Genomic DNA, 24,373 nt, shown 5'->3' on the forward strand with positions numbered 1-24,373 from the left:
CGTGCCGCGGGCGGCCTGTGAGGAGTACCCTCCACTCGTGAACGAGCTCGGCACCGCGATCTTCCTGTCGCGCATCGTGGGACTGCCCGTGCTGGACGGATCAGGGGATCAGATCGGCACGGTGCGCGATGTCGTCATCCAGTCCCGGATCGCCCGCCCTCCCAGGGCGCAGGGGCTCGTCGTCGAACTGTTCGCACGGCGCCGGATCTTCGTCCCGATGCTGCGGATCCACCACATCGACGCCCAGCAGATCACCATCTCCGGTGTCGTGAACACGCTGCGCTTCCAGATCCGCGAGTCCGAGGTCCTCGTGATCGAGAACCTGATCGACCGCACGATCACGCCCCGCGGCGGGGACCGGCCCGAGACGGTGTTCGACGTGTCCATGAAACTCGTCCGCAAGGGGGAGTGGGAGCTGTTCGAGGTGGCGCTGCGGGAAGCGTCGCGGCGTCCCTTCTCCCGTGGGCACGTGCGCATCGTGCCGTGGAGCGACGTCCCCGACTTCGTCCTGTACTCCGAGCAGAGCGCCGACCACGTCGTTGCCAAGCTCGTGGACATGAAGCCCGCCGATGTGGCGCGCGAACTGCACTCCATGGCGCCCGACCGGCGGGCCGCGGTGGCCAAGGCGATGGACGACTCCACTCTCGCCGAGGCGCTCGAGGAACTGCCGGAGCGGGAGCAGGTGCTCCTCATCTCCGTGCTCGACATCGAGCGCGCGGCGGACGTCCTGGAGGAGATGGACCCCGACGACGCGGCCGACCTGATCGCCGAGCTCGCCCCCGACGTGGCCGAGCGGATGCTGTCGCGGATGCAGCCGGAGGATGCGCAGGACGTCCGCCGGCTGCTGACCTATCCGCAGGCCACGGCGGGCGGCCTGATGACACCGGAACCGGTCATCATCGCGTCGGACGCCACGGTGGCCGACGCCCTGTCCCTGCTGCGGGCCGAAGACCTCCCGCCGGCACTGGCGGCGATGGCGTTCGTCGTGCGCCCGCCGCTCGATGCGCCCACCGGCCGGTTCGTCGGCGGCGTCCACATCCAGCGGCTGCTGCGCGAGCCGCCGTCGGACATGGCGGCACGTTTCGTGGACCCGCTGCTCGAACCGCTCCCGCCCGACGCCGACATCGCGTTCGTGAGCCGCTATTTCGCGACGTACGATCTCGTGTGCGCACCGGTGGTCGACGAGGATCAGCGTCTGCTGGGGGCGGTCACGGTGGATGATGTTCTCGACCATCTGCTCCCCGACGACTGGCGGGGGATCCAGTTGGGCACGTCGCGACGGGAGGTGAGCAGTGGCTAGCGCGCAGGCGAAGCTCAATACCCCGGGTGGCCGTCGCCGATGGGGCCCCCGGCGCAGGATGGACAGCGATTCGTTCGGGAGGTTCGCCGAGGGCGTCGCACGGTACATGGGCACGGCGAACTTCGTCATGTGGATGACCGTGTTCGTCGTCGTGTGGGTGCTGGCGAACGTCCTGCTGGTGACCGGGCTGCGATGGGATCCGTACCCGTTCATCCTGCTCAACCTGTTCTTCTCGACCCAGGCGTCGTACGCGGCGCCGCTGATCCTGCTCGCGCAGAACCGGCAGGAGGCGCGCGACCGGATCAGCTTGGAGAACGACCGCGAGATGGCGGCGCAGTCGCGGGCGGACATGGACTTCCTGGCCCGCGAGATCGCCTCGCTGAGGCAGAAGGTCAACGACCTCGCCAGCCGCGATTTCGTGCGTTCGGAGCTGCGCGAGCTGGTGGAGGAATTGCGCGAGGACCAGCGGCAGCCGGACGTCGGCTCCACAGGCGAGCGGCCCGCGTCGTCCCAGGGGGCGTCGTTGTAGTCTGGCAGACATGTCCGACCACGAGCTCCTGCCTGCTGTCATGGCCGCCCTGGCCACCGTCAACGATCCCGAGATCCGTCGTCCGATCACCGATCTGGACATGGTGGAATCGGTCGACATCGACGAGGCCGGGCAGGTGTCCGTCTCCGTGCTGCTCACCATCGCCGGGTGTCCGCTGTCGGCGTCCATCCGCGAACTGGTGACCGCGGCGGTCTCCGCGGTTCCCGGGGTGACCGGTGTGTCGCTGACGCTGGGGGTCATGACCGAGGAGCAGCGCAAGGCGATGCAGACCAAGCTGCGCGGGGGTCGTCCCGAGCCCCGGATCGTCTTCAACGAACCCGGAAACCCGACGCAGGTGATCCTGGTGGCCTCGGGGAAGGGAGGCGTCGGCAAGTCCTCGGTGACGGTCAACCTCGCCTCCGCCCTCGCCGCCCGCGGCCACAAGGTGGGCCTGCTGGACGCCGACATCTACGGCCATTCGATCCCGTCCATGCTGGGCCTGCAGGACGCCGCTCCGACGACCGTCGACGAGACGATCATGCCCGTGAGCCTCGGCGACATCCGGGTCATCTCCGTCGGCATGCTCAAGCAGAGCCGCGACCAGGTGATCGCGCTGCGGGGGCCCATGCTGCACAAGCTGCTGGAGCAGTTGCTGGCCGACGTCTTCTGGGGCGACGTCGACTTCCTGCTGCTCGACCTTCCCCCCGGCACGGGCGACGTGGCCCTGTCGCTCGGCCAGTTGCTGCCCAGCGCAGAGGTGCTGGTCGTGACGACGCCGCAGCACGCTGCGGCAGAGGTCGCCGAGCGCGCCGGCACCATGGCGTCGATGCTGGAGCAGCGGGTGATCGGTGTCGTCGAGAACATGGCATACCTCGAGACGACCTGCCCCCACTGCGATACCGTCCACAGGGTCGACGTGTTCGGGTCCGGCGGCGGCGCGGCGGTCGCCCAGGCGCTGACGAGGCGGCTCGGGTACGAGGTGCCGCTGCTCGGCCAGATCCCCCTCGATCCCGGGCTGCGCGCCGCATCCGACGTCGGTCTGCCGCTCGTCTCCGCCGACGCCGAACGGGCGGCGTCCCAGGCACTCAACGACGTGGCCGATGCCTTGTCGGCCCGTGAGAAGGACCTCGTCGGCAAGTCCCTCGGCATCACCCCCGTGCAGTGACGTGACGACCGTCCACATCGTCCTCAACGACTCCGAGGTGCCGCTGGAGCGGTTCGGCCCGTGGCTGGCGCAGCCGGGTGTGGAACTCGTCGTACACGACCTTCCGGCGGGGGACGCCCTGCCGTCGCCGGATGCCGACGGCATCGTCATCATGGGCGGTCGGCAGAATGCCTACGCCGACGACGATTCGCCGTTCCTGGCCGAGGTGCGGCGCCTCGTCGTCGAGTGCGTGACGGTGGGTACGCCCGTGCTGGGCGTCTGCCTGGGCGCGCAGCTCATCGCGGCGGCGACCGGGGGCCGTGTCACGGTCGCCGATCCGCGCGGCGGAGAGCACGGGTACGTGCGGATGCGGGGCACCGCGGCGGGCACGGCCGATCCTGTGCTGGGGCCCGCGCTGGCGGCCGGCTCGCAGGACGCCGCGTGGGTTCCGGTGATGCACGGCGATGCCGTGACGGAGTTGCCGCCGGGGGCCGACCTGCTCGCGTCGTCCGATGTCTACGTCCAGGCCTTCCGCGTCGGAAGTGCGATCGGGGTCCAGTTCCACCCCGAGGCGAGCCCCGACCTGCTGGAGCGCTGGGCGCGGCTGACCGGAGGGGATGCCGCGGCCATCCGCCCCGCCGCGGCTGTGGCCGATCCCGAAGCCGAGGCGGTGGGCGCCGCGCTGGCTCTCGCCTGGGTGGGCACGCTGCGCCCGGGGGCCGAGAGCCGCCGGGCGGGCTGACTCCGGCGTGCACGCCGGCCGCGTCCGCAGCGCCGAGAGCGTCGCCGCCTGTGGCTGCGACAAAGCGGCTCGGCGGCGGGCCACTAGGCTGGATACGTGACCTCCTCTCGCGCCCGCCGCACCGTCCTCGCCGTCCCCGGCTCCTCCGACCGGTTCATCGCCAAGGCCCGCACGCTCCCCGTGGATGCCCTCTTCCTCGATCTCGAGGATGCCGTGGCGCCGGCCGTGAAGGCGGAGTCGCGGGAGCGCATCGTCCAAGCCCTCACCGACGGGGGATTCGCCGCGCCCACCGTGACGGTCCGGGTCAACGACTGGACGAGCCCGTGGACCTACGGCGACGTCATCGAGGTCGTGTCGGGCGCCGGGGCGCACGTGGACGCGCTCGTCCTGCCGAAGGTGAGCACGCCGGACCACATCCGGGCGCTGGACCTTCTGCTGACCCAGGTGGAGCGCAACGCCGGCCTGCCGGTGGGCCGGATCGGGATCGAGGCGCAGATCGAGGACGCCGTCGGGCTCCTGCACGTGGCCGCGATCGCCGCGGCGAGCCCGCGACTGGAGTCGCTCGTGTTCGGCCCCGGGGACTTCATGGCCAGCATGGGCATGGCGTCGCTGAACGTCGGGGCGCAGCCCGACGGGTACGTGGGAGACGCGTTCCATCACGTGCTCATGTCGATCCTTGTGGCAGCACGCGCGCATGGGCTGCAGGCCATCGACGGGCCGTTCGTGGCGATTCGCGATGTCGAGGGGTTCACCGCATCCGCACGGCGGTCTGCGGCTCTCGGCTACGACGGCAAGTGGGTGCTGCACCCCGCGCAGGTCGAGGCCGGCAATGTCGTGTTCACCCCGCCCGCGGCCGACATCGAGCGAGCCCACCGCATCATGGCCGCCTACGCCGAGGCGACCGCCGCCGCGGGGGGTGCCGTCGGCGCGATCGTCGTCGACGACGAGATGGTCGACGAGGCGGGTGTGAAGGTGGCGCAGGCGACCCTCGCGAAGGCCCGCGCAGCCGGTCTCGGGACCACGCCATGACCTCGCCATCCACCCGCGCCGGGCGGCCGCCGCGGACGTCCCCCCACTCACAGACACGGAGTCCCTCATGACACAGCCCGCCGCCGAATCCCCGTTCGATCTCGCCTTCCCGCAGTCCATCGCCACGTATCCCACGTACGCCGAGGCGCAACGGGCCGTCGATTTCCTCTCCGACGAGAAGTTCCCCGTCGAGAACCTCGCGATCGTGGGCACCGACCTGCGGCTCATGGAGCGCGTCACCGGGCGCCGGACATGGGGCACCGTCCTCCGCGACGGGGCGATCAACGGCCTGGGCACAGGCCTGCTCGTCGCGCTCCTGTTCTTCCTCTTCTTTCCGGGCAGCACGCTCCTGCTGTTCGTGTCGGCCCTGCTCATCGGCGTGGTCATCTCGGTGATCTTCGGAGCTGTCGCGTACGCGCTGAGCTCCGGTCGCCGCGACTTCAACTCGATCGCCAAGACCGTGGCGACGAGCTACGAGGTGCTGTGCGAGCACAAGGTCGCCGAGCAGGCGCGCGAGATGCTGCTGCGCCTGCCGGGCGCCCGCGCGGCCGAGTTCGAGTAGGCCGTTCCCTTCCGGAGGGTCCGCCGAACGCTCCCGAACTGCCGAAAAGCCGCGACAATCCGGCAGGAACGGAGCGTTCGGCGGGCCTGCTCAGGAGTCGAGCATGTCGCCCGACAGGTACTCCGCGTAGGCGGGCAGGTCGAGTTGACCGTTGCCCGACACCCCGATGAGGATGACCGGCGACTCGCCGGCCTCGGTGGCCCGGCGCGCCTCACGCAGCGCCCCCGCGATCGCGTGGTTGGACTCCGACGCGGGGACGATGCCCTCCGCGTTCGCGAACAGGACACCGGCGGCGAACGCCTCGCGCTGCTTGATCGCGATCGCCTCCAGCAGGCCCTCGTGGTAGGCGTGGCTGACCAGCGGAGCCATCCCGTGGTAGCGCAGCCCGCCCGCGTGGACGGGGTCGGGGACGAACTCGGCACCGAGCGAGTACATCTTCAGCAGTGGCGTCAGGTGCGCCGTGTCGCCGAAGTCGTAGGTGTATTCGCCCTCGGTGAGCGACGGGGCGGCCTTCGGCTCACACGCCACGATGCGCGTCGCGGAGCGTCCCTCGAGGTTCTCGCGGATGAACGGGAAGCTGAGCCCGGCGAGGTTCGATCCGCCGCCGGCGCATCCGAACAGGACGTCGACCTGCTCCTCGTCGAACATCCCGATCTGCGTCAGCGCCTCCTGGCCGATGACGGTCTGGTGGAGCAGGACGTGGTTCAGCACGCTGCCGAGGGAGTAGTTCGCGTCCGGATCGCCCGCTGCGACCTCCACCGCCTCGCTGATCGCCATGCCGAGACTCCCGGACGTGTCCGGGAAGCGCTCTCGCAGGGCGCGCCCGGTCTCGGTCACCTCGGACGGGCTGGCCGTCACGCGAGCGCCGTAGGTCTCCATGAGCATCCGGCGGTACGGCTTGCCGTCGTACGAGCCGCGCACCTGCCACACGTCGCAGGCGAGTCCGAACGCCTGACACGCGAACGCCAGCGCCGAGCCCCACTGGCCCGCGCCCGTCTCGGTCGCGAGCCGCTTGATGCCGGCCTGCGCGTTGTAGTAGGCCTGTGCGACGGCGCTGTTGGTCTTGTGACTGCCGACGGGGCTCGCGCCCTCGTACTTGTAGTAGATCCGTGCCGTCGTCCCCAGCGCCTCCTCCAGCCGCACGGCCCGCCGCAGCGGGGACGGCCGCCACAGGCGGTAGAGCTCACGCACCGGAGCGGGGATCTCGATCCACCGCTCGGTGCTGGCCTCCTGGAGGATCAGGCCCATCGGGAAGATCGCCGCGAGGTCGTCGGGCACGAGCGGTTCCCGCGTGCCGGGGTGCAGCGGCGGCGGCGGAGGAGTCGGGAAGTCGGCGACGATGTTGTACCAGTGCGTCGGGATCTGGGACTCGTCGAGAACGGCGGTGGTCATGGAAGTCACAAGGTGAGACTAGCGATCCCGCACCGTGGCGCGAGGCCGTTCCGGATCCGCGGATCGCGGCGTCACAGCCACTTGTTGCGGCGGAAGGCGAAGAAGATCGTCAGCATCAGCACGGCCATCACCACGAGGACGACGTAGTAGCCGTACGGCGTCGCCAGTTCGGGCATGTGCTGGAAGTTCATCCCGTAGATCCCGGCGATGGCGGTGGGGACCGCGAGGATGCCGACGGCGGCCGAGATCTTCCGCATGTCCTGGTTGTCGGCCACCGACTGCCGCGCCAGGGCCGCCTGAAGCACCGTCGACAGGATGTCGTCGAACGACGTGAGCGCCTCACGCACCTCCACATGGTGATCGCTCACCTCGCGGAAGTAGGCCCTGGCTTCGAGAGGGATGTTCGGCAGATCCTTCTGCGCCAGGGTCAGCAGCGGAAGCGCCACCGGCATCGCGCAGCGGCGGAACTCGATGAGTTCGCGCTTCAGCAGGTACGCGCGGTCGATACGCCCGGTGCCGGAGTCGGCGAAGACCATCTCCTCGACCTCGTCGACGTCCTCCTCCATCTCGGCCGCCACGCGGGCGTAGTCGTCGACGACGCCGTCGAGGATCTCGTAGAGGATCCGCCAGGTTCCCTGGGCGAGCTGTTCGGGGTGCCGCTCCAGGCGGGAGCGCACCGCGCGCATCTGGGCCGGGCCCTTGCGGCGGACCGTGAGGACGAAGTGCGAGGTCAGGAACACCATCACCTGTCCGGTCGTGACGATCTCGGCCGCGTCGGCGATGGTGGCGTGGTCGACGTAGGCGGCTGTCGAGACGACCAGGAAGATCGTGTCCTCGAACACCTCCAGCTTCGATCGATCGTGCCCGTTCACGGCGTCGTCCACCACGAGCGGGTGTATCCCGAAGAAGTCGGCGAACCAGGCGAGGTCGTCATCGGACGGATCCTTCATCCCGACCCAGATGAGCCCGTCCCCCGAACGTGCCCGGGCCGCGGATCGTGCAGGCTCTCGTCGCGCTGGGCGATCCCGTCGACGTAACGGGTGTACGAGTAGTCCGCGGTCGGGCTCGGACCCGCGGTGCTCATGCGCCGGTGTCGAGCAGCCGGCCCATCCAGTCCTCCACCTCGTCGGCGGTCCGCGGCAGATGGTGGGACAGGATCACCGGACCCTCCTCGGTGACCAGGACGTCATCTTCGATCCGGACCCCGATGCCGCGGTACTCCGCGGGCACGAGCAGATCGGTGGCCTTGAAATAGAGGCCGGGCTCGACGGTGACGACCATGCCGGGGGCGAGGAGGCCGTCGCGGTAGTTCTCGCGCCGGGCCTGCGCGCAGTCGTGCACGTCCAGGCCGAGATGATGGCTGGTGCCGTGCACCATCCAGCGACGGTGATGGCCGCCGGTCTCGGTGTCGAGCGACTGGGCGGCCGGAACCGGCAGGATGCCCCACTCCTCCAGATGACGTGCGATGACGGCGATGGCGGCCTCGTGGACGTCCCCGTAGCGCGTCCCCGGTCGCACGACGGCCATCGCCGCGTCGGCGGCCTCCAGGACCGCGTCGTACACACGCCGCTGAGCGGGCGAGAAGCGTCCCGTGACGGGAAGCGTCCGCGTGATGTCGGCGGTGTACAGCGAATCACGCTCCACACCCGCGTCCATGAGGATCAGCTCTCCGGGGCGGATGTCCCCGTCGTTGCGGATCCAGTGCAGTGTGCAGGCGTGGTCCCCGGCGGCTGCGATCGTGTCGTACCCGACAGCGTTGCCGCGGTGGCGGGCGTGGAGTCCGAAGACGCCCTCGACCCATCGTTCGCCGCGACCGTTGGCGACGGCGGCGGGCAGCTCACGCACCACCGCCTCGAAGCCCACGGCCGTGTCGGCGCAGGCGGCCTCCAACTCGGCGATCTCGTAGGCATCCTTCACGAGCCTCGACTCGCTCACGAACACGCCGAGGTCCTCGTCGGCCGTCGCGGCCGTCGCCGGATCGGTGCCCCGGTCGGCACGGATGGCCGCCACCTGCGCCGACACGGCGTCGTCGGCTCCGGGGACGACCCGCAGCGGAACGTCCCCTGCGGCGAGATCCGCCGCGAGGTCGTCGGCGGGCCGGCACTCCACACCGGTCAGGGCCGCCATCTCCGCCAGGGACTCGCGTTGCCCGACCCACATCTCGCCGTAGCGGGAATCGGCATAGAACTCCTCGTCGGTGCGGGGGGCGCGCGGGCGGAAGTAGAGCCGGGCGGCGTGCCCGTCGCCCGCGGGGTCGAGCAGCAGGACGGCGTCGGGCTCACGGTCGGTGCCGAGACCGGTGTAGTACGCGAAGGCGGTATGGGGGCGGAAACGATAGTCGCAGTCGTTCGACCGCGTACGAAGACCACCGGCCGGAAGCACAAGGCGCTCCCCCGGGAACCGGGCCGAGAGCAGCCCGCGGCGCGCCGGCGTCCGTTCGGCTGCCGCCAGCAGCTCGAACCCCGTGGTCGGATAGTCCTGCCACCCGTCGGGGATGAACGCGCGGAAGGCGGCCGAGAACGGTGTCTGGCGGTTGGGCAGGGCGGGACGTTCGTCGCTGGTCATGTGGGCCTCCATAGATCCGTTCTCGATCTTAGGCAGTCCACCCCGCCGCGGTGCACCGGACCGGACCGGCATCCGCGTCGCGCCGCCGGTGGCGGGACGGGCCCGGCTTCGCAAAGATGTCCTCATGGCAGAGCTGTACCTCGTCCGACACGGAGAGACGGAATGGTCGAAGTCGGGCCAGCACACGTCCGTGACGGATCTCGACCTGACCGAGCACGGCGTGGAGCAGGCCCGCGCGCTGCGCTCTCGGCTGTTCCCCGAGGACTTCCAGCTTGTCCTCGCCAGCCCGCGGCTGCGGGCGCAACGGACCGCGAAGCTCGCCGGATTCGGGCATTACGAGGTCGACGAGGACCTCTCCGAGTGGTACTACGGCGACTTCGAGGGCATGACCAGCGTGCAGATCCGCGAACAGGTGCCCGGCTGGCGGATCTGGTTCAACGGCTGCCCCGACGGGGAGTCCGCCGACCAGGTGCGGGCGCGGCTGACGCGCGTCATGACCCGCGTCCGCGAGTCGGGGGTGGATCGGGCGATCTGCTTCGCCCACGGCCATGCGCTGCGGGTACTGGCACTGTGCTGGCTGGACTTCCCGATCGCCTTCGGGCAGTCCTTCCCGCTGGCGGTCGGCAGCGTGTCGATCATGGGCCATGAGAAGGAGTCGGCCGCGATCCTGCGCTGGAACAGCTAGGGTGCTCTCGTAGACCCGGCACGGGCCACGGCGCGCCCGGGAGGCTGCGCTCGCGTCGCCTTCGACGCCGACGGGCGCATGGCGACCGTCCTTCGACGGATCGCTTGCCCCCCGGATGCTCTCGCCATCGCCCGAGGCGACACGACACACACCTTGGAGGCATCCCTGATGACCCTGTCCGACATCTTGGCACCCGTCGATCCGCCCGCGGCCGACGTCTATGTGGAGGCGGTCGCGCGCAGCGACGACCAGGCCAAACCCGTCGGCGCCCTGGGGCGGCTGGAGGAACTCGCGGCCTGGATATCGGCCTGTCAGGGCGTGTGTCCGCCCGAGCCGCTCACCGAGGTCCGTGCTGTCGTCTTCGCCGGGGACCACGGCGTGTCCGCGCATGGCGTGTCGGCCTATCCGGCCACGATCACGCCCCAGATGCTGGCCGGCATCGTTGCCGGCGGCGCCGGCGTGAACGCCCTGGCGCGCGCCGCGGGCGTCCACGTCAGGGCCGTCGACATCGGCGTGGCCGTCGACCTTCCCGGGCTGTCACCCGACGTCACGGCGCACAAGATCATGCACGGGTCCCGCCCGCTGCACATCGAGGACGCCCTGACCGCCGAGGAGACCGAGGCAGCGCTGCTGGCCGGCGACGCCATCGCGGCGGCTGAGATCGAGGCCGGGGCGCAACTGCTCATCAGCGGGGACCTGGGGATCGGCAACACCACTCCGGCCGCAGCGCTCATCGCGTCGACCCTCGACGTGCCCGCGTCCAAGGCGTGCGGGCGCGGCACCGGGCTCGACGAGGGAGGTCTCGCGGCCAAGGTCGCGCTGGTCGACGCGGCACTGCAGCGCGTCGGCGACGTCGCCCCCCTGCGTCGCCTCGCCGCGCTCGGCTCTGCGGATATGGCCGCTGCCGTCGGCTTCATGATCGGTGCGGCACGCCGCCGCGTGCCGATCCTCGTGGACGGCGTCATCGCCGCGTCCGAGGCGCTGCTGGCGGAGCAACTGGCGCCGGGAGCGCGGCTGTGGATGCGGGCCGGGCACCGCTCGACCGAGCCGGGCATCACGCTGGCGCTCGACAGCCTCGGCCTCGAGCCGATCCTCGATCTGCGGATGCGCCTCGGGGAGGGGACCGGCGCCGTCCTCGCCGTGCCGATCGTCCGTGCCGCCGTCGGTGCCCTGCGCGAGGTGGCCCTTCTCAGCGAGATCACCGGCGGGCACTCGTGATCGCACTCGTCCCCGGCGCCCGACTGGCGCTGGGGACGGTGACGGCGATCCCGGTGCCCCCGCCCGACAGGGTCGACGAGGACGTCGCACGGACGGCGATGCTGCTGGCGCCGTTCGCCGTGCTGCCCGTCGCCCTGGTCGCCTCCGGTGCGTCGGCAGGGCTCGCCGCGCTCGGCGTCCCCCGACTCGCCGCCGGTCTGGTCTGCATCGCGTTGCTGGCGCTGGGGACGCGGGCGATCCACCTGGACGGGCTCGCCGACACCTGTGACGCGCTCGGCGTCCCCGGTGACCGGGACCGGGCGCTGGAGGTCATGAAGCGTGGCGACGTCGGACCGATGGGGGCGGGCGCGCTCGTCCTCGTCCTCGGTCTCCAGGCCGCGTGCCTCGGTGACCTTCTCGCGCATCCCTGGGGGTGGGCCATCGCCGCGGCCGGGCTGGCGGCGTCCCGCTGCGCACTGGCACTGGGCTGCACGCCGCTGGTCCCGGCCGCCCGTCCCGGCGGGCTGGGCAAGGCGGTGGCCGGCAGCGTCCCCGTGTGGGCCGCCGTCGTGAGCGGCGCGCTCTGGGCCGGGCTCGTCGCGCTCCTCACCCTGCCGGGGTGGGGCGCATTGGCCGTCCTCGCTGCCCTCGGCGCGGTCGTGGGCCTTCTGTCCGTCGCCGTGCGGCGGTTCGGCGGGATGACCGGGGACGTCCTCGGTGCCGCCGTCGAACTCGCCGCCGCGGTCGTCCTGCTCGGCCTCACCGTGGTCTGACCGCCTCCGCGGCGCGTGCCGCCCGCCCTGTCGCGTCCGACGGGGCCAGGCCACCGGGCCAGGCGGCATTCACAGCCTCAGCGGCCGCCCCGCGACCATCAGGACCACCTCGTCGGCCGTTTCGGCCAGCCGCTGGTTGAGACGGCCGAGCCCGTCGGCGAACAGCCGGCCGGCGCGATGGTCCGGGACCACACCCCACCCGACCTCGTTGGTCACGGCCAGGACGGGCAGCGGGCAGCGTGCCCACGCGGCCGTCAGCCGGTCCACCTCGGCAGCCCATCGCGCCTCCCACGCGACGCGTGGGGCGTCCCATGCCGCGAGACTGTCGAGCGTGCGGGTGACCCACAGGCCGAAGCAGTCGATGAGAACAGGCCCGGTCGCGTCCTCGAGAACGGCCGCGATGTCGAGGGTCTCGACGGTCCGCCAGGTCTGCGGCCGGGACGACTGATGGCGGGCGACGCGCAGGGCCCACTCGGGATCGGCGTCGGGATCGGCGGGATAGCCCGTCGCGACATAGGTGACAGCGGGCGCTCCGCGCAGCCGATCCTCGGCGTAACGCGACTTCCCGCTCCGGACCCCGCCCGTGACCAACACCCTGCCGACATGCTCGTGCATGATCGGAAGTATTCCGGACGGCCGGCGCCGCGGCGGTAGGGTCGTCCCAGCAACCGAAAGGAACCACTCATGCAGGCATCGGTGCCCGACCAACTGCACCTGCTGGATCTGCAGGAGATCGACACCGAGATCGCGCGGCTCCGGCACGCGGCGTCGTCCCTGCCCGAACTCGCCGAGCTCGCCGTGGCGCGCAAGGAGCACCAGGCGGTGTCGCAGGAACTCGTCGCCGCCGAGACCCAGGTGAGCGACCTCGAGCTGGCCGAGCGGAAGGCCGAGGAGGATGTGGTCCCGGTCCGCGAGCGGCTCGCGCGGGACGAACGGCAGGTCGCCGACGGCAGCGTGACCGATCCGAAGGCGCTCTCGGGGCTGCTGGGCGAGATCGAGCACCTGAAGAAGCGGATCGGAGACCTGGAGGATGCGCAGCTCGAGGTCATGGAGCGACTGGAGGCCGCGCGATCGGCCGCCGAGACGGCGGCCGCCGAGAAGGCGCGCATCGCCGCAGACGGCCGCCGCCTCACCGCCACACGGAACGAGAAGGCCGCGGCGTTCGCCGATCAGGTGTCGCAGCAGGAGGCTGCTCGCGGCGAGCTGGTCGGAGCGCTGCCGACCGACCTGCTGGCGCTGTACGAGCGGATCCGGACGAAGAACGGCGGCGTCGGCGCCGCCCTGCTCCAGCGGGGCCGGTGCGGGGGCTGCACGCTGCAGTTGACCAACGAGGAGATGAGCCGCATCCGTGCCACCGGGGCCGACGAGCTGGTCCGGTGCCCCGAGTGCGACAGGATCCTGGTCCGGACCGCCGAATCGGGGCTGTGACCGGTGGCCAGACGCGAGGGACAGACCGGGCCGACCATCTTCGACACCGCTGCGCCCGCCGACGGCGCAGGGACGACGGAAGCGGCACCGGCGCCCACGCCGGGACCGGACGACGCGGCACCTGCCGGTTCCGCTCGGCCCCCGCGACTGACCGTCTGCGCCGACGGCGGCGCCCGGGGCAACCCCGGCCCGGCGGCCTACGGAGCGCTCGTGCGGGACGCCTCGACAGGCGAGGTGCTCGACCAGGAGGGTCTGACGCTCGGATCGACGACCAACAACGTCGCCGAGTACAGCGGGCTCATCGCCGGGCTCGAGATGGCCAGGGCGATCAACCCCGACGCGGCGGTGGACGTCCGCATGGACTCCAAGCTCGTCATCGAGCAGATGGCGGGTCGGTGGAAGATCAAGAACCCGGCCATGAAGGACCTGGCGGCACGGGCGCAGCGGGTGCGGCCCGCCCGGGTGACCTGGACCTGGGTGCCGCGGGCGGAGAACAAGGCGGCCGACGCGCTGGTCAACAAGGCCCTCGACGGGTCGCCGACGGTGCGGAGAGGCTGACGCCCGGCGGGGCGTGAGAACGGGGGACACCATGACCGGCCGGGTCGTGAGGACATTCGAGGCCGTTCCGCCGGAGCTCGTGACCGGGTTGCGGCGGTTGCGCGAGGACCTCGCCGTCCCGAGGGACTTTCCCCCCGCCGTCCTCGCCGCCGCGGAGGCCGCGGCCCGCGACGTCCCGTCGCCCGGGACCGATCTCACGGGCCTGCCGTTCGTGACGATCGACCCGCAGGGTGCCCGCGACCTCGATCAAGCGGTGCTCGTCGAGCGCGCCGGAGCCGGGTACCTCGTCTCGTACGCCATCGCGGATGTCGCCGCGTTCGTCGGGGCCGGCGACCCCGTGGACGCCGAGGCCCGGCGCCGGGGGCAGACCTTCTATGCGCCGACCGCGAAGGCGTCCCTGCACCCGCCTGTGCTGTCCGAAGGGGCGGCGAGCCTGCTCCCCGGTGGCGAGCGGCGGGCGCTGGTGTGGCGCCTCGCGCTCGATGCCGACGGGGAGTTGCAGAGCACGCGCCTCGACCGTGCGCTCGTGCGCAGCCGGGCACAGCTCACCTACGAGGGGGCGCAGGCAGCGCTCGACGGCGGGAGCGCCGACGGGTCGCTTCGACTGCTGGCCGAGGTCGGACGGCTGCGGGAGAGGCTCGAGGCGGCACGTGGGGGAGTGAACCTGGAACTGCCGGAGCAGGAGGTGCACGCAGACGGCAGCCGGTGGCGGCTGGCATATCGCACGCCGCTGCCCGTCGAGGGATGGAACGCGCAGATCTCGCTCCTCACCGGCACGGCGGCCGCCCGGCTCATGCTGGAGGCAGGCGTCGGGATCCTGCGCACGCTGCCGCCGGCCGAGCCCGGGGCGGTCGAGAAGCTGCGCCGCCGCGCCGAAGCGCTGCGCATCCCCTGGCCGGTCGACCTGGACTATCCCGGCTTCGTTCGCAGCATCGACGCGTCGTCGCCCGCGGGAGCCGCGATGCTGAACGCCTGTACGTCGCTGTTCCGCGGCGCCGGGTACCACGCATTCGACGGGGACGCGCCGGCGGAGGCGATCCACGCGGCGATCGGGCTGCCCTACGCGCATACCACCGCGCCGTTGCGCCGTCTCGTCGACCGGTTCTCCTTGGAGGTGTGCGCAGCCGTCGCGGCCGGGCGGGAGGTTCCCGATTGGGTGCGTGCGGCCTTGCCGGAACTGCCCGGCCTCATGCGGGAGTCCGACGGGCGCGCCAAGAAGTACGAGCGGGGCATCATCGACCTCACCGAGGCGCTCGTGCTCGCGCCCGAGGTCGGGCGCGTGTTCACGGGAACCGTCATCGAGGTGGCCGGCGACGGACGCTCCGGCACGCTGCAGATCGCCTCCCCGGCGGTGTCGGCGCGGGTGCGCGGCGAGGCTCTCGAACTCGGGGTCGAGGTCGCCGCAACGCTCGTGAAGGCGGACGCCGCCGTCGGGTCGGTCGAGTTCCGGGTCTGAACGTTCGCGCCCGACTCCACCGGCGGGGTCGCCCTGCCGGAGCGGACATCGATCGTCGCGTACGGGAGCGGGGGGACGGGCCGGCCTGTAAGCCGGATTCTGTTTTCAGCCTGGACGGCCGGAAACGGGCAGGTTGCCGAGGTTGGCAAAGCCGGTTTGACTAGGGGTTTCGCGGTTGAGCAGGTTGGCGGGTTGAGAGGCGTGTTGAAGATTCTGCGGACTCCCTGCGGACTCCCAACCCAGTCTGCGGATGTGTCGCGACCGACCCGGTCGCGGCAAGGTGGCGGACGTCCGCTACGGCCCGAGCGCGGTGATCGGCACGACTGTCACGCCGTCCGGCCGGCGGTACGCGAACCGGCCGCCGGTGATCGCGATCAGCGCGACGGGTCTGCCGTGTTTCTCGGGATCGACCTTGTCCGCCATGTACAGCAGGGCCTCGGCCGCCGCATCCGCCTGAGCCTCTCCGAGTTTGACCTCGACGGCCGCCCAACGGCCTTCCGGGAGGTCGATGACGGCGTCGACCTCCTTGTTCTCCTTGGTGTCGCGCCAGGAAGACAGCGTTGCTCCAAGCGGCTGGCTGTACACGCGGAGGTCCCGCATCACCAGCGATTCGAAGTGGAGGCCGGCTGCGTTGAGGTCCGCGAGGAGGTCTGCGCTGCCGACTCCCAGAGCCGCTGTCCCGAGGGAGGGATCGACGAAGTGGTGAACTGGGCTGGTTCGCAGTCTGGTGCGCGAGCGAAGGTGTGGCTGCCAGGCCGGGAGAGGCTCGATGAGCATCAGCCGATCAAGGGCATCGAGATAGTTGACGACCGTCTGGTCGTCGATCGGCCCGTTCTGCCCTCCGACGTCAACAGCGACCTGGGACCGGTTGAGCACTGTTCCGGCCGCGCGTCCGAGTGACGCGAGCAGACGAGCGATATTACCCGGGTTCCGTCGTGTCCCGAGCGCGGGGACATCGACCTCGGCGATCGTACGGTTGTACCCCGCCAGCCAGGCTCTCGCGTCCCGCTCGGTCAACACCATGGCCTCAGGCCAGCCCCCAACCACCACTCGCTCGATCAGATCGGGGACGGTCAGCGTCGCCGGAGCACCGGTGGGCTCCTCACCGGCAAGGATCGCAGCCAGGCTTACGGCACCCGACGAGTGGCCGGATTCGAACAGGCTCATGGGGCGCATCCGCAAGTGACCAATACGACCGGCCCCCGAGTGCAGGCGTGCGTTGTCGCGCGGTCTGGACGAGCCTGTCAGGACGTACAACCCCTTCTCTCGATGGTCGTCCACGGCGCGGCGGACGTGATTCCAGATCTCCTGGGCCTCCTGCCACTCATCGAACAGGATCGGCGTTGGCGACGCGAAGAGTTGGTCGGGGTGTGTCTCCAGTGCGGCGAGAGCCGCTCGGTCGGTGTCCAGACGGAAGGTCGTTCTGGCCATCTGGGACGCCGTCACCGTCTTGCCGACCGCCTTGGGTCCATCGATGAGAACTGCGCCCATGAAACCCATGAGGTGGCGAAGCTCTGCGTCAGCGACGCGCGGACGGTAGGCCTGCATGACGTCAGACTACATCCGCGCCCTGTGAAATCGGAGATCGGCCGGGCTTGAAATCGGAGATCCGTCGGCCCTGAAACCGGAGATCCGTCGGTACCGAGGTCGGAGATTCGTCGGTCTTCAGCGATCGATGCCGCACCCGTGCTGAGGACAGAGACTTCACCGGCCGGGGGTGAGGTCGGGTCCGGGCCTACCCAGTGTGGGGGGTTCTGGGCGGCGGTCGATTCGGGTGTCGGTGGTGGGTGGCTGTTTGGGTTTGAGTTGGGCGCGGCGGGCTTCGGCGGCGTGCTGGATGGCGGTCCAGCGGCTGGTGAGCTGGTCGGCGGTCGACACGGCGTGGGACGAGGACGAACGGCACGCCACCTGGTTCTACTTCGCTTCGGGAACTTTGTTCCGCACCTATATGGGCTACTCGCCGTGCCGGATCTGCGGCAGGGACAACGGCGCCGCCGAGTACACGGACGGCACCTATGTCTGGCCGGAGGGCCTTGCGCACTACATCTACGACCACGCGGTGCGGCTGCCCGAAGACCTGGTCCGTCACGCCCGGAGACGTCTGGACACGCTTGAAGGCAGCGGTGTCGCGGCGGACTGGTGGATGAGCGCGACAGCCAAGGAGTAACCCGGACGTGTCCGGTCGGTCGCGATTGGGGCGGATGACTTTTCGACCCCGGCGTCGTCTGCCCTAGACAGCCTCCGACGTGTACTGCTCCTCGGGCCAGGCTTCGACGTCGCGTCTGAGGTAGGCGACCTTGCGGGCGCCGAGCTTGAAGCTCTTGGGGCCCTGGCCGATGTGGCGCCACCACCGAATGGTCGTGGCGGGCAAAGATGGAGGCGGCCAAGCTCGACGGCTTCGACTTCCACGAGTTGCGGCACTACTACGCGTCGCTGCTGATTCGATACGGCGAGTCGGTCAAGACGGTTCAGGCCAGGCTCGGACACAAGTCGGCCGAGGAGACCCTGAACACCTACTCGCACCTGTGGCCCGACTCCGACGATCGCAGCCGGGATGCCGTCGATGCAGCCCTGAAGGCGGAGTCCGCGGAGAAGTCCGAGAATTCTGCGGACTCCCAGCGGACTCCCACCCAAGGCACGCCTCATCTGGCCTAGTCAGGGCCAGATGAGGGGATGAGTCGGCCTGTAAGCCGGATTCTGTGATCGGCGACCATCTATCTGCGACGTCCGTTGCCGGACGCCTGGTGCGACCTACCCGGGAACCTCGCGCGAGCAACGCTCAGACGGTTCCCGCGGGCCGAAGCCCTTCTTGGTCTTGCTCCGGGTGGGGTTTGCCGAGCCGTCCCGGTCACCCGGGACGCTGGTGGTCTCTTACACCACCGTTTCACCCTTGCCCTCTCGGGCGGTCTGTTCTCTGTGGCACTTTCCCGCGGGTCACCCCGGGTGGGCGTTACCCACCACCCTGCTCTGTGGAGTCCGGACTTTCCTCGACATATCGCCGCGGTCGCCCGGCCGACTCGTCCGCCGACAAGGGTAGCGCGTCGTGCCGCTCATCACGCCATACGCGGCATGGGGGCGCGGGCACCGCCGACGTCCATCGCCAGGGCGACCCCGGCCGGGGGCCGCAGGCCGACACGTCCACGGGCGGGGACGGGGCCTCAGGGGACCGTGAGCACCTCGGCTCCGTCGGCGGTGACGACGAGCGACTGCTCGAACTGTGCAACGCGGCTGCGGTCGGCCGTGACGACCGTCCACTTGTCCCTCCAGACCTCCCAGTCGTACCCGCCGAGTGTCAGCATGGGCTCGATGGTGAACGTCATCCCCTCCTCGATGACCGTGTCGTACCGGGGATCGTCGTAGTGCGGGATGACGAGACCCGAGTGGAACGCCGAATGGACGCCGTGGCCGGTGTAGTCGCGGATCACCCCGTACCCGAATCGTTTCGCGTACGACTCGATGACCCGGCCGATGACGTTGACCCTGCGGCCCGGCCTGACCGCTCGGATCCCGCGGTTCATGGCCTCCTTGGTCCGCTCCGCGAGATCGCGAGACGCCGCGGGGACGTCGCCGCAGAAGAAGGTGGCGCAGTTGTCCCCGTGGACGCCGTCCTTGAAGAGGGTCACGTCGATCTTCACGAGGTCGCCGTCCTCCAGGGGGCGCGTGTCGGGGATGCCATGGCAGATGACCTCGTTGACCGAGGTGCAGATCGACTTCGGGAAGCCACGGTAGCCGAGGGCCGACGGGTAGGCGCCGTGGTCCAGCGCGTACTCGTGCGCCACCGCGTCCAGCTTGTCCGTCGTGACGCCGGGGGCGACGGCCTTGGCGGCCTCGTGCATCGCCCGTGCGGCGATCCGCCCGACCTCGCGCATCCGCTCGATCGTCTCGGGGGTCTGGACGTGTGAGCCGGTGTAGGGCTGCGGAGCGGGCTTGTCGACGTAGTCGGGGCGTGCGATGGTGGCGGGAACAGACCGCCGGGGTGTCAACGGGTAGGGCTTGATTCGACTCACACCCCCGATCATAGGATGCGGTCACGACGACGCCGTTGGGAGGTGTCATGGCCGACACGTGGTGGTTCTGTCTCCGGCACCATGCGGTCGAGCCCTACGACGGCTGCAAGGCCGAGGAGCGGCTCGGTCCGTACGGGCGCTACGAGGAGGCGGCCGAAGCGCTGAAGCGGGTTCAGCAGCGCAACACCGAGTGGGATGAGGATCCGCGCTTCGCCGAGGACGAGGATGAGGACGACCGGGAGGGATGGGGCCCGTTCCGTCACTGACCGCGGCGGATGCCGAGCGGGTCTGGACTCCCGCATGCCTCATCCGTGAGTGCAGACAGCGCGGGGCGCGTCGTCAGGGGTTCGGCCGGGTCGCGGCTCTCCCGAGCGCGCGCGCCGTCGTCCCCGGGATCGGCGTGGACGCACGCGATGCCGGCGAGGATCAGCGCACCGCCGGCGAGTTGCAGCCAGGTGAGACGTTCGCCGAGGAGCAGCCAGGCGTACAGTGTCGCGGCCACGACTTCGAGCAGACCCAGGAAGGACGCGAGGCGCGAACCGAGGATCGCCGATCCGGTGATGCTGCACACGTAGGGGACCGCCGTGGCCGCGACCCCCGCGATGGCCAGCGGAAGCCAGACCGGAACCGTGTTTCCGTACAGGAGCACGTCGGCCGTCGTCAGGTGCAGGGGGAGCAGCCCGACCAGGCCTCCGACGCCCAGGGCGGCCGAGCCGACCAGGAGGCTCACGCCGGCCAGTGCGACCGGATGGACCCCGGGGACGGGTTTCGCGGCGATGAGGTAGTACACCGCGCAACTGGCCATGGCGCCCAGGGCCAGCGCCAGCCCGATCGCGTCCGGCGCCGTCGCCGCCCCGGGGCCGACGACGAGCACCAGGCCGGCGAGGGAGACGCCCGCGCCCAGGAGGACGATTCTCGCGGGCGATCTGCGCGTTCGTGCCCAGGCCCAGGCGACCAGCGCGACCGGGGCCAGGTACTCGAGCAGGATCGCGGTGCCGACCTGGAGTCGCTGGACGGCCGCGATGTAGCAGAACTGGCTGGCGGCGACCCCGACCACGCCGAGGGCGAGGACCTGAGCCCGGGCTGCCCACAGTCGTCCCCAGCGCCCCCGCATGAGCAGCAGCGTCACCGGGAGGAGGACGAGGGCCGCGATGGTCACACGGAGGCCGACCGCGGCGGCCGGCGACCACCCCGCCTCGACGACCGTCTTCAGAACCGGGCCGGAGAGGCCGAAGGTGAAACTCGCGGTGATCGAGGCGACCAGGCCGAAGGACCGCCCGCGCATGTGCCGCTCCTGTGTTCGATGGTGCCCGATGTCACGGGCTAAAGTTGATGTCGTCCCTTACGTTAGTGGTCCGTTGAGTGAGGTTCGAATTGCGTTTCGCCCCTGACACCGAGGAGACGCTCGCCTTCCTCGTGGCCCTTGTCAACACCGCCCCGGGCGCGTCCCGCAGCGGAGAGGACGAGGTGCCCGGCGTGCCGGAGCTGATGGCGTTGCTGGACGAGTTCCGCTACTCGGGGCGCCGCGACCGTGATGACGCCGAGCTCGCCCAGGTGAAACGGACGCGGTCGCGACTGCGCCACATGTTCGACCTGGATCGCGACGAGGCCGTCACAGAGGTGAACACCATGCTCAGGGACGGGAGAGCCCTGCCGTTCCTCACTCGCCACGACGACTTCGACTGGCATCTCCACGCCACCGAGCCCGGCGCGCCGCTCGCCGAGCGGATGCGCGTCGAGGTGGCGCTGGCGCTGGTCGACGTCATCCGCGGCGACGAGTGGGACCGGCTGCGGGTCTGCGAGGCGCACGACTGCGACGGCGTCCTGCTGGACCTGTCCCGCAACGGGGCGAAACGGTACTGCTCGGTGCGCTGCGGCAATCGCATGAACATGATCGCCTACCGCCGTCGTCTGGGCTGAGACAGAACCGCCGCCGGACCAGGAGGGTCCGGCGGCGGTCGCTGCGACGGGCTGCGTCACAGGGCCTTGAGGATGTCCTCCACCCGCTCCTTGGCGTCGCCGAAGAGCATCGCCGAGTTCTCCTTGAAGAACAGCGGGTTCTGCACACCCGCGTACCCGGCGTTCATGGACCGCTTGAACACGACGACCTGCCCGGCCTCCCAGACGTGCAGGACCGGCATCCCGGCGATCGGCGAGCCCGGCTCGTCGATCGCCGCGGGGTTGACCGTGTCGTTGGCCCCGATGACGAGCACCACGTCGGTGTCGGGGAAGTCGTCGTTGATCTCGTCCAGCTCGAGGACGATGTCATAGGGCACCTTCGCCTCCGCCAGGAGCACGTTCATGTGGCCCGGCAGGCGGCCGGCGACAGGATGGATGCCGAACCGGACGTTCACGCCCAGGTCCCGCAGTCGCCGGGTGATCTCCGCCACCGGGTACTGCGCCTGCGCCACCGCCATTCCGTACCCCGGCGTGATGACGACGCTCTTCGCGCTCTTCAGCAACTCGGCGACCTCGATGGCCGAGGTCTCGCGGTACGTGCCGTAGTCCTGCTCGCCGGTGGTGAGCTGACCGTCGGACCCGAAGCCACCGAGGATCACGGACACGAACGAACGGTTCATGCCCTTGCACATGATCCACGACAGGAACGCGCCGGAGGCGCCGACGAGGGCGCCCGTGACGATGAGGAGGTCGTTGTTGAGCATGAACCCCGCGGCGGCCGCGGCCCAGCCGGAGTACGAGTTCAGCATCGAGATCACGACCGGCATGTCGCCGCCGCCGATCGACGCCACCAGGTGGTAGCCGAAAGCCAGCGAGATCGCCGTCATGAGCACGAGCGGCAGCCAGGACTCCGAGGTGCAGAACCACACGCCGAGCACGGTGATGACGACCAGCGCGCCGAGATTCAGCCAGTTCTTCCCGGGCAGGCGCAGCGGCTTGCTCGACATCTTGGCCGACAGCTTGAGGAAGGCCACGATCGAGCCGGTCAGCGTCACAGCGCCGATGAAGATGCCGACGAACACCTCGATGAGGTGGACGAGATGCATGTCGGCGGCGACGTCCTGCGGGGCGAGGAACGAGTTGAACCCGACCAGCACGGCGGCCAGGCCGACGAAGCTGTGCAGCAAGGCGATGAGCTGCGGCATCTCGGTCATCTCGACGGTGACCGCGCGCCAGACGCCGATCGCCGCGCCGATGAGCATGGCGGCGAAGGTGAGCAGAAGCAGCAGCCACCAGTTGCCCTCCGACATGCCGAAGGCGATGGTCGCGACGAGCGCGATGGCCATGCCGATGATGCCGTAGAAGTTCCCGTTGCGGGCGGTCTCGTGCTTGGACAGGCCCCGGAGGGCGAGGACGAACAGCAGCGCGGACAGCAGATATGCCGCAGTGAGCAGGCCGGTGATCATCGCTCCTCCCTCCGGAACATCTGCAGCATTCGATGCGTGACCGTGAAGCCGCCGAAGATGTTGATCGATGCGATGAGAACGGCGACGAACGCCATGATCGTGACCGCGATGTTGCCTGTGGTGAGCTGGAGGAGCGCGCCCACGATGATGATGCCCGAGATCGCGTTCGTCACGGACATGAGCGGCGTGTGCAGTGCGTGGTGGACGTTGCCGATCACGTAGAAGCCGACGATCACCGCCAGCGCGAACACCGTCAGGTGCCCGAGGAACGCGGCCGGCGCGAACGCCCCGAGCAGGATGATGCACAGCGCGGCGACACCCGCACCGGCGATCTTGACGACCGCCCCGGAGCCCTTCTTCGGCTCGACCTTCTCGGGTACCGGCGCGGCGGCGGCCTTCACCGGCGCGGCGCTGACCTGCACCCTGGGCGGCGGCCACAGGATGTCACCCGCATTGGTGACCGTGAGACCCCGGATCACCTGGTCGTCGAGGTCGAGGTGGACCTGACCGTCCTTCTCGGGGGTGAGAAGCGTGAACAGGTTGACGAGGTTCGTGCCGTACAACTGGGACGCCTGGGCGGGCATCCGTCCGGCGAGGTCGGCGTAGCCGAGGATGATGACACCGTTCGGGGTGACGTACTTCTCACCGGGCCGCGTGAGCTCGCAGTTGCCGCCCGAACTCGCCGCGAGGTCGACGACGATGCTGCCGGGCCTCATGGTCTGGACCATGTCGGCGGTGATGAGGCGGGGCGCCGGCCGCCCCGGGATCTGCGCGGTGGTGATGATGATGTCGACCTCGGTGGCCTGCTGGGCGTACAGCCGTTGCGCGGCGGCGTCGAAGTCGGACGACGTCTCCTTCGCGTATCCGTCGGCGCTCGGCCCCTGCATCTCGGCCTCGATCGTGAGGAAGGTCGCGCCCATGGACTCGACCTGTTCGGCGACCTCGGGCCGGACGTCCACGCCGCGGACGATCGCTCCCATGCTCACTGCGGTGCCGATCGCGGCGAGCCCCGCGACGCCGGCGCCCAGGACAAGGACCTTCGCCGGCGGGATCTTGCCTGCGGCGGTCACCTGACCGGAGAAGAGGCCGCTGTACTCGTGAGCTGCCTCGACCACGGCGCGGTAGCCGGCGAGGTTCGCCATCGAGCTGAGGACGTCCATGGACTGGGCACGCGAGATCCGCGGCACGGCGTCCATGGCGAGAGTGGTCACCTGGCGCTGGGCGAGCTCGGTGAGCAGGTCGGGCGAACTGGCCGGGGAGACGAGACACGCAAGCTTCGTGCCCGGCGCCAGCCAGGCCCGTTCCGCCTCCGTCGGGATGTTGACCTTGAGGATGACGTCGCTGGCCCACACGTCGTGGGCATCGGCGATCTTCACGCCCGCGGCGGCGTAGTCCGCGTCGGAGAAGTTCGCGCCCGCGCCGGCGCCGGACTGTATCGCGACGTCATATCCCAGGGCGATGAGCTTCTTCGCCGTCGCGGGGGTTGCGGCGACACGCTGCTCCCCCGGGGCGGATTCAATGGGTATGCCGATTCTCACAGGCCCGAACATACCGTCGGCGGTGTCGTTCGCGCGGACGTCCAGGAATGTTCGGGCCGGCTCATCCGGGGATGCACCTCCGAGCCGATTCCCGGAGCGCCGG

Annotated in this window: 26 protein-coding genes and 1 other RNA gene; 16 read left to right on the forward strand and 11 right to left on the reverse strand. The window is 70.3% G+C overall.

Annotated features, from left to right (window positions below; genetic code table 11):
- Positions 1-37: 37 nt before the first annotated feature.
- From G555_RS0105480 to G555_RS0105505, 6 genes are all read left to right on the forward strand, one after another.
- Complete coding sequence (locus G555_RS0105480) at positions 38-1,300, forward strand: magnesium transporter MgtE N-terminal domain-containing protein (RefSeq protein ID WP_084634805.1); 1,263 nt, start codon at positions 38-40, stop codon at positions 1,298-1,300.
- Positions 1,293-1,829 (forward strand): DUF1003 domain-containing protein, encoded by a 537-nt coding sequence (locus tag G555_RS0105485; RefSeq protein ID WP_028708102.1) that lies wholly within the window; start codon positions 1,293-1,295, stop codon positions 1,827-1,829. Before G555_RS0105480 ends, G555_RS0105485 begins: the two co-directional genes overlap by 8 nt.
- A gap of 10 nt (positions 1,830-1,839) precedes the next feature.
- Positions 1,840-2,994, forward strand: a complete 1,155-nt coding sequence (locus G555_RS0105490) for an Mrp/NBP35 family ATP-binding protein (RefSeq protein ID WP_028708103.1) — start codon at positions 1,840-1,842, stop codon at positions 2,992-2,994.
- Between the two features lies 1 nt (position 2,995).
- A complete protein-coding gene (locus G555_RS0105495; RefSeq protein ID WP_028708104.1) occupies positions 2,996-3,715 on the forward strand; it encodes a type 1 glutamine amidotransferase in 720 nt (239 codons plus the stop codon).
- Between the two features lie 96 nt (positions 3,716-3,811).
- Positions 3,812-4,744, forward strand: a complete 933-nt coding sequence (locus G555_RS0105500) for an HpcH/HpaI aldolase/citrate lyase family protein (protein ID WP_028708105.1) — start codon at positions 3,812-3,814, stop codon at positions 4,742-4,744.
- 67 nt (positions 4,745-4,811) lie between these two features.
- A complete protein-coding gene (locus tag G555_RS0105505; protein ID WP_028708106.1) occupies positions 4,812-5,306 on the forward strand; it encodes a YflT domain-containing protein in 495 nt (164 codons plus the stop codon).
- A 90-nt stretch (positions 5,307-5,396) separates the two neighbouring features.
- Here G555_RS0105505 and G555_RS0105510 read toward each other — a convergent pair whose 3' ends face one another.
- The 3 genes from G555_RS0105510 to G555_RS0105520 all read right to left on the reverse strand — a co-directional run bounded on the left by G555_RS0105510 (position 5,397) and on the right by G555_RS0105520 (position 9,299).
- Positions 5,397-6,698, reverse strand: a complete 1,302-nt coding sequence (locus tag G555_RS0105510) for a TrpB-like pyridoxal phosphate-dependent enzyme (RefSeq protein WP_036921458.1) — start codon at positions 6,696-6,698, stop codon at positions 5,397-5,399.
- A 71-nt stretch (positions 6,699-6,769) separates the two neighbouring features.
- On the reverse strand, positions 6,770-7,843 hold the full coding sequence (locus G555_RS18145) for a magnesium and cobalt transport protein CorA (RefSeq protein ID WP_342662670.1): 1,074 nt from the start codon (positions 7,841-7,843) through the stop codon (positions 6,770-6,772).
- A complete protein-coding gene (locus G555_RS0105520; RefSeq protein WP_425413836.1) occupies positions 7,779-9,299 on the reverse strand; it encodes an aminopeptidase P family protein in 1,521 nt (506 codons plus the stop codon). Before G555_RS0105520 ends, G555_RS18145 begins: the two co-directional genes overlap by 65 nt.
- Positions 9,300-9,387: 88 nt before the next feature.
- On the opposite strand from G555_RS0105520, the gene G555_RS0105525 reads away from it, so the two are divergent.
- The 3 genes from G555_RS0105525 to G555_RS0105535 all read left to right on the forward strand — a co-directional run bounded on the left by G555_RS0105525 (position 9,388) and on the right by G555_RS0105535 (position 11,918).
- Positions 9,388-9,948, forward strand: coding sequence for a histidine phosphatase family protein (locus G555_RS0105525; RefSeq protein ID WP_028708109.1), 561 nt, complete (start codon positions 9,388-9,390; stop codon positions 9,946-9,948).
- A gap of 168 nt (positions 9,949-10,116) precedes the next feature.
- Positions 10,117-11,166: a nicotinate-nucleotide--dimethylbenzimidazole phosphoribosyltransferase gene (gene cobT / locus G555_RS0105530; protein WP_028708110.1), complete on the forward strand. Its 1,050-nt coding sequence runs from the start codon at positions 10,117-10,119 to the stop codon at positions 11,164-11,166.
- Positions 11,163-11,918, forward strand: a complete 756-nt coding sequence (locus G555_RS0105535) for an adenosylcobinamide-GDP ribazoletransferase (protein ID WP_245581200.1) — start codon at positions 11,163-11,165, stop codon at positions 11,916-11,918. Before cobT ends, G555_RS0105535 begins: the two co-directional genes overlap by 4 nt.
- 69 nt (positions 11,919-11,987) lie before the next feature.
- On the opposite strand, the gene cobU is transcribed toward G555_RS0105535, so the two are convergent.
- Positions 11,988-12,533, reverse strand: coding sequence for a bifunctional adenosylcobinamide kinase/adenosylcobinamide-phosphate guanylyltransferase (gene cobU, locus G555_RS0105540; protein ID WP_036921461.1), 546 nt, complete (start codon positions 12,531-12,533; stop codon positions 11,988-11,990).
- A 69-nt stretch (positions 12,534-12,602) separates the two neighbouring features.
- Between cobU and G555_RS0105545 the strand changes: the two genes are divergently transcribed.
- Genes G555_RS0105545 through G555_RS0105555 form a run of 3 tightly spaced genes read left to right on the forward strand, consistent with a single transcriptional unit; the run spans position 12,603 to position 15,360 of the window.
- Positions 12,603-13,346, forward strand: coding sequence for a zinc ribbon domain-containing protein (locus tag G555_RS0105545; protein WP_028708113.1), 744 nt, complete (start codon positions 12,603-12,605; stop codon positions 13,344-13,346).
- Positions 13,347-13,349: 3 nt separating this feature from the next.
- Positions 13,350-13,904 carry a reverse transcriptase-like protein gene (locus tag G555_RS18150; RefSeq protein ID WP_028708114.1) on the forward strand — a complete coding sequence of 185 codons (555 nt, stop codon included), beginning with the start codon at positions 13,350-13,352 and terminating at the stop codon, positions 13,902-13,904.
- Between the two features lie 31 nt (positions 13,905-13,935).
- Entirely contained in the window at positions 13,936-15,360 is a 1,425-nt protein-coding gene (locus G555_RS0105555; RefSeq protein WP_028708115.1) for a ribonuclease catalytic domain-containing protein, read from the forward strand.
- A 294-nt stretch (positions 15,361-15,654) separates the two neighbouring features.
- On the opposite strand, the gene G555_RS0105560 is transcribed toward G555_RS0105555, so the two are convergent.
- Positions 15,655-16,908 carry an ATP-binding protein gene (locus tag G555_RS0105560; protein WP_028708116.1) on the reverse strand — a complete coding sequence of 418 codons (1,254 nt, stop codon included), beginning with the start codon at positions 16,906-16,908 and terminating at the stop codon, positions 15,655-15,657.
- A gap of 289 nt (positions 16,909-17,197) precedes the next feature.
- Here G555_RS0105560 and G555_RS0105565 point away from each other — a divergent pair, with 289 nt between their 5' ends.
- The gene (locus G555_RS0105565) at positions 17,198-17,527 is read left to right on the forward strand and encodes a hypothetical protein (RefSeq protein WP_028708117.1); all 330 of its coding nucleotides are present in this window, start codon (positions 17,198-17,200) and stop codon (positions 17,525-17,527) included.
- A 63-nt stretch (positions 17,528-17,590) separates the two neighbouring features.
- On the opposite strand, the gene G555_RS22210 is transcribed toward G555_RS0105565, so the two are convergent.
- Complete coding sequence (locus tag G555_RS22210) at positions 17,591-17,731, reverse strand: helix-turn-helix transcriptional regulator (protein WP_156887449.1); 141 nt, start codon at positions 17,729-17,731, stop codon at positions 17,591-17,593.
- Between the two features lie 2 nt (positions 17,732-17,733).
- Here G555_RS22210 and G555_RS0105575 point away from each other — a divergent pair, with 2 nt between their 5' ends.
- Positions 17,734-18,015: a tyrosine-type recombinase/integrase gene (locus G555_RS0105575; RefSeq protein ID WP_028708118.1), complete on the forward strand. Its 282-nt coding sequence runs from the start codon at positions 17,734-17,736 to the stop codon at positions 18,013-18,015.
- Between the two features lie 15 nt (positions 18,016-18,030).
- On the opposite strand, the gene rnpB is transcribed toward G555_RS0105575, so the two are convergent.
- Both rnpB and map read right to left on the reverse strand, forming a co-directional pair.
- Positions 18,031-18,380, reverse strand: an RNA gene (gene rnpB, locus G555_RS21235) — RNase P RNA component class A.
- Positions 18,381-18,518: 138 nt separating this feature from the next.
- The gene (gene map, locus G555_RS0105580) at positions 18,519-19,367 is read right to left on the reverse strand and encodes a type I methionyl aminopeptidase (RefSeq protein WP_028708119.1); all 849 of its coding nucleotides are present in this window, start codon (positions 19,365-19,367) and stop codon (positions 18,519-18,521) included.
- A 47-nt stretch (positions 19,368-19,414) separates the two neighbouring features.
- Here map and G555_RS0105585 point away from each other — a divergent pair, with 47 nt between their 5' ends.
- Entirely contained in the window at positions 19,415-19,633 is a 219-nt protein-coding gene (locus tag G555_RS0105585; protein ID WP_028708120.1) for a hypothetical protein, read from the forward strand.
- Here G555_RS0105585 and G555_RS18155 read toward each other — a convergent pair.
- Positions 19,627-20,652: a DMT family transporter gene (locus G555_RS18155; RefSeq protein WP_084634809.1), complete on the reverse strand. Its 1,026-nt coding sequence runs from the start codon at positions 20,650-20,652 to the stop codon at positions 19,627-19,629. The two genes, G555_RS0105585 and G555_RS18155, sit on opposite strands and share 7 nt — an antisense overlap.
- A gap of 77 nt (positions 20,653-20,729) precedes the next feature.
- Here G555_RS18155 and G555_RS0105595 point away from each other — a divergent pair, with 77 nt between their 5' ends.
- Positions 20,730-21,287 carry a CGNR zinc finger domain-containing protein gene (locus G555_RS0105595; protein WP_245581201.1) on the forward strand — a complete coding sequence of 186 codons (558 nt, stop codon included), beginning with the start codon at positions 20,730-20,732 and terminating at the stop codon, positions 21,285-21,287.
- Between the two features lie 56 nt (positions 21,288-21,343).
- On the opposite strand, the gene pntB is transcribed toward G555_RS0105595, so the two are convergent.
- Positions 21,344-22,732, reverse strand: coding sequence for a Re/Si-specific NAD(P)(+) transhydrogenase subunit beta (gene pntB / locus G555_RS0105600; protein ID WP_028708122.1), 1,389 nt, complete (start codon positions 22,730-22,732; stop codon positions 21,344-21,346).
- Complete coding sequence (locus G555_RS0105605) at positions 22,729-24,270, reverse strand: Re/Si-specific NAD(P)(+) transhydrogenase subunit alpha (RefSeq protein WP_028708123.1); 1,542 nt, start codon at positions 24,268-24,270, stop codon at positions 22,729-22,731. The genes pntB and G555_RS0105605 overlap by 4 nt, the downstream gene beginning before the upstream one ends.
- Positions 24,271-24,373: the final 103 nt, after the last annotated feature.

Origin of the sequence: Propionicicella superfundia DSM 22317 (genome assembly GCF_000423465.1) — a bacterium.
Lineage (GTDB): Bacteria > Actinomycetota > Actinomycetes > Propionibacteriales > Propionibacteriaceae > Propionicicella > Propionicicella superfundia.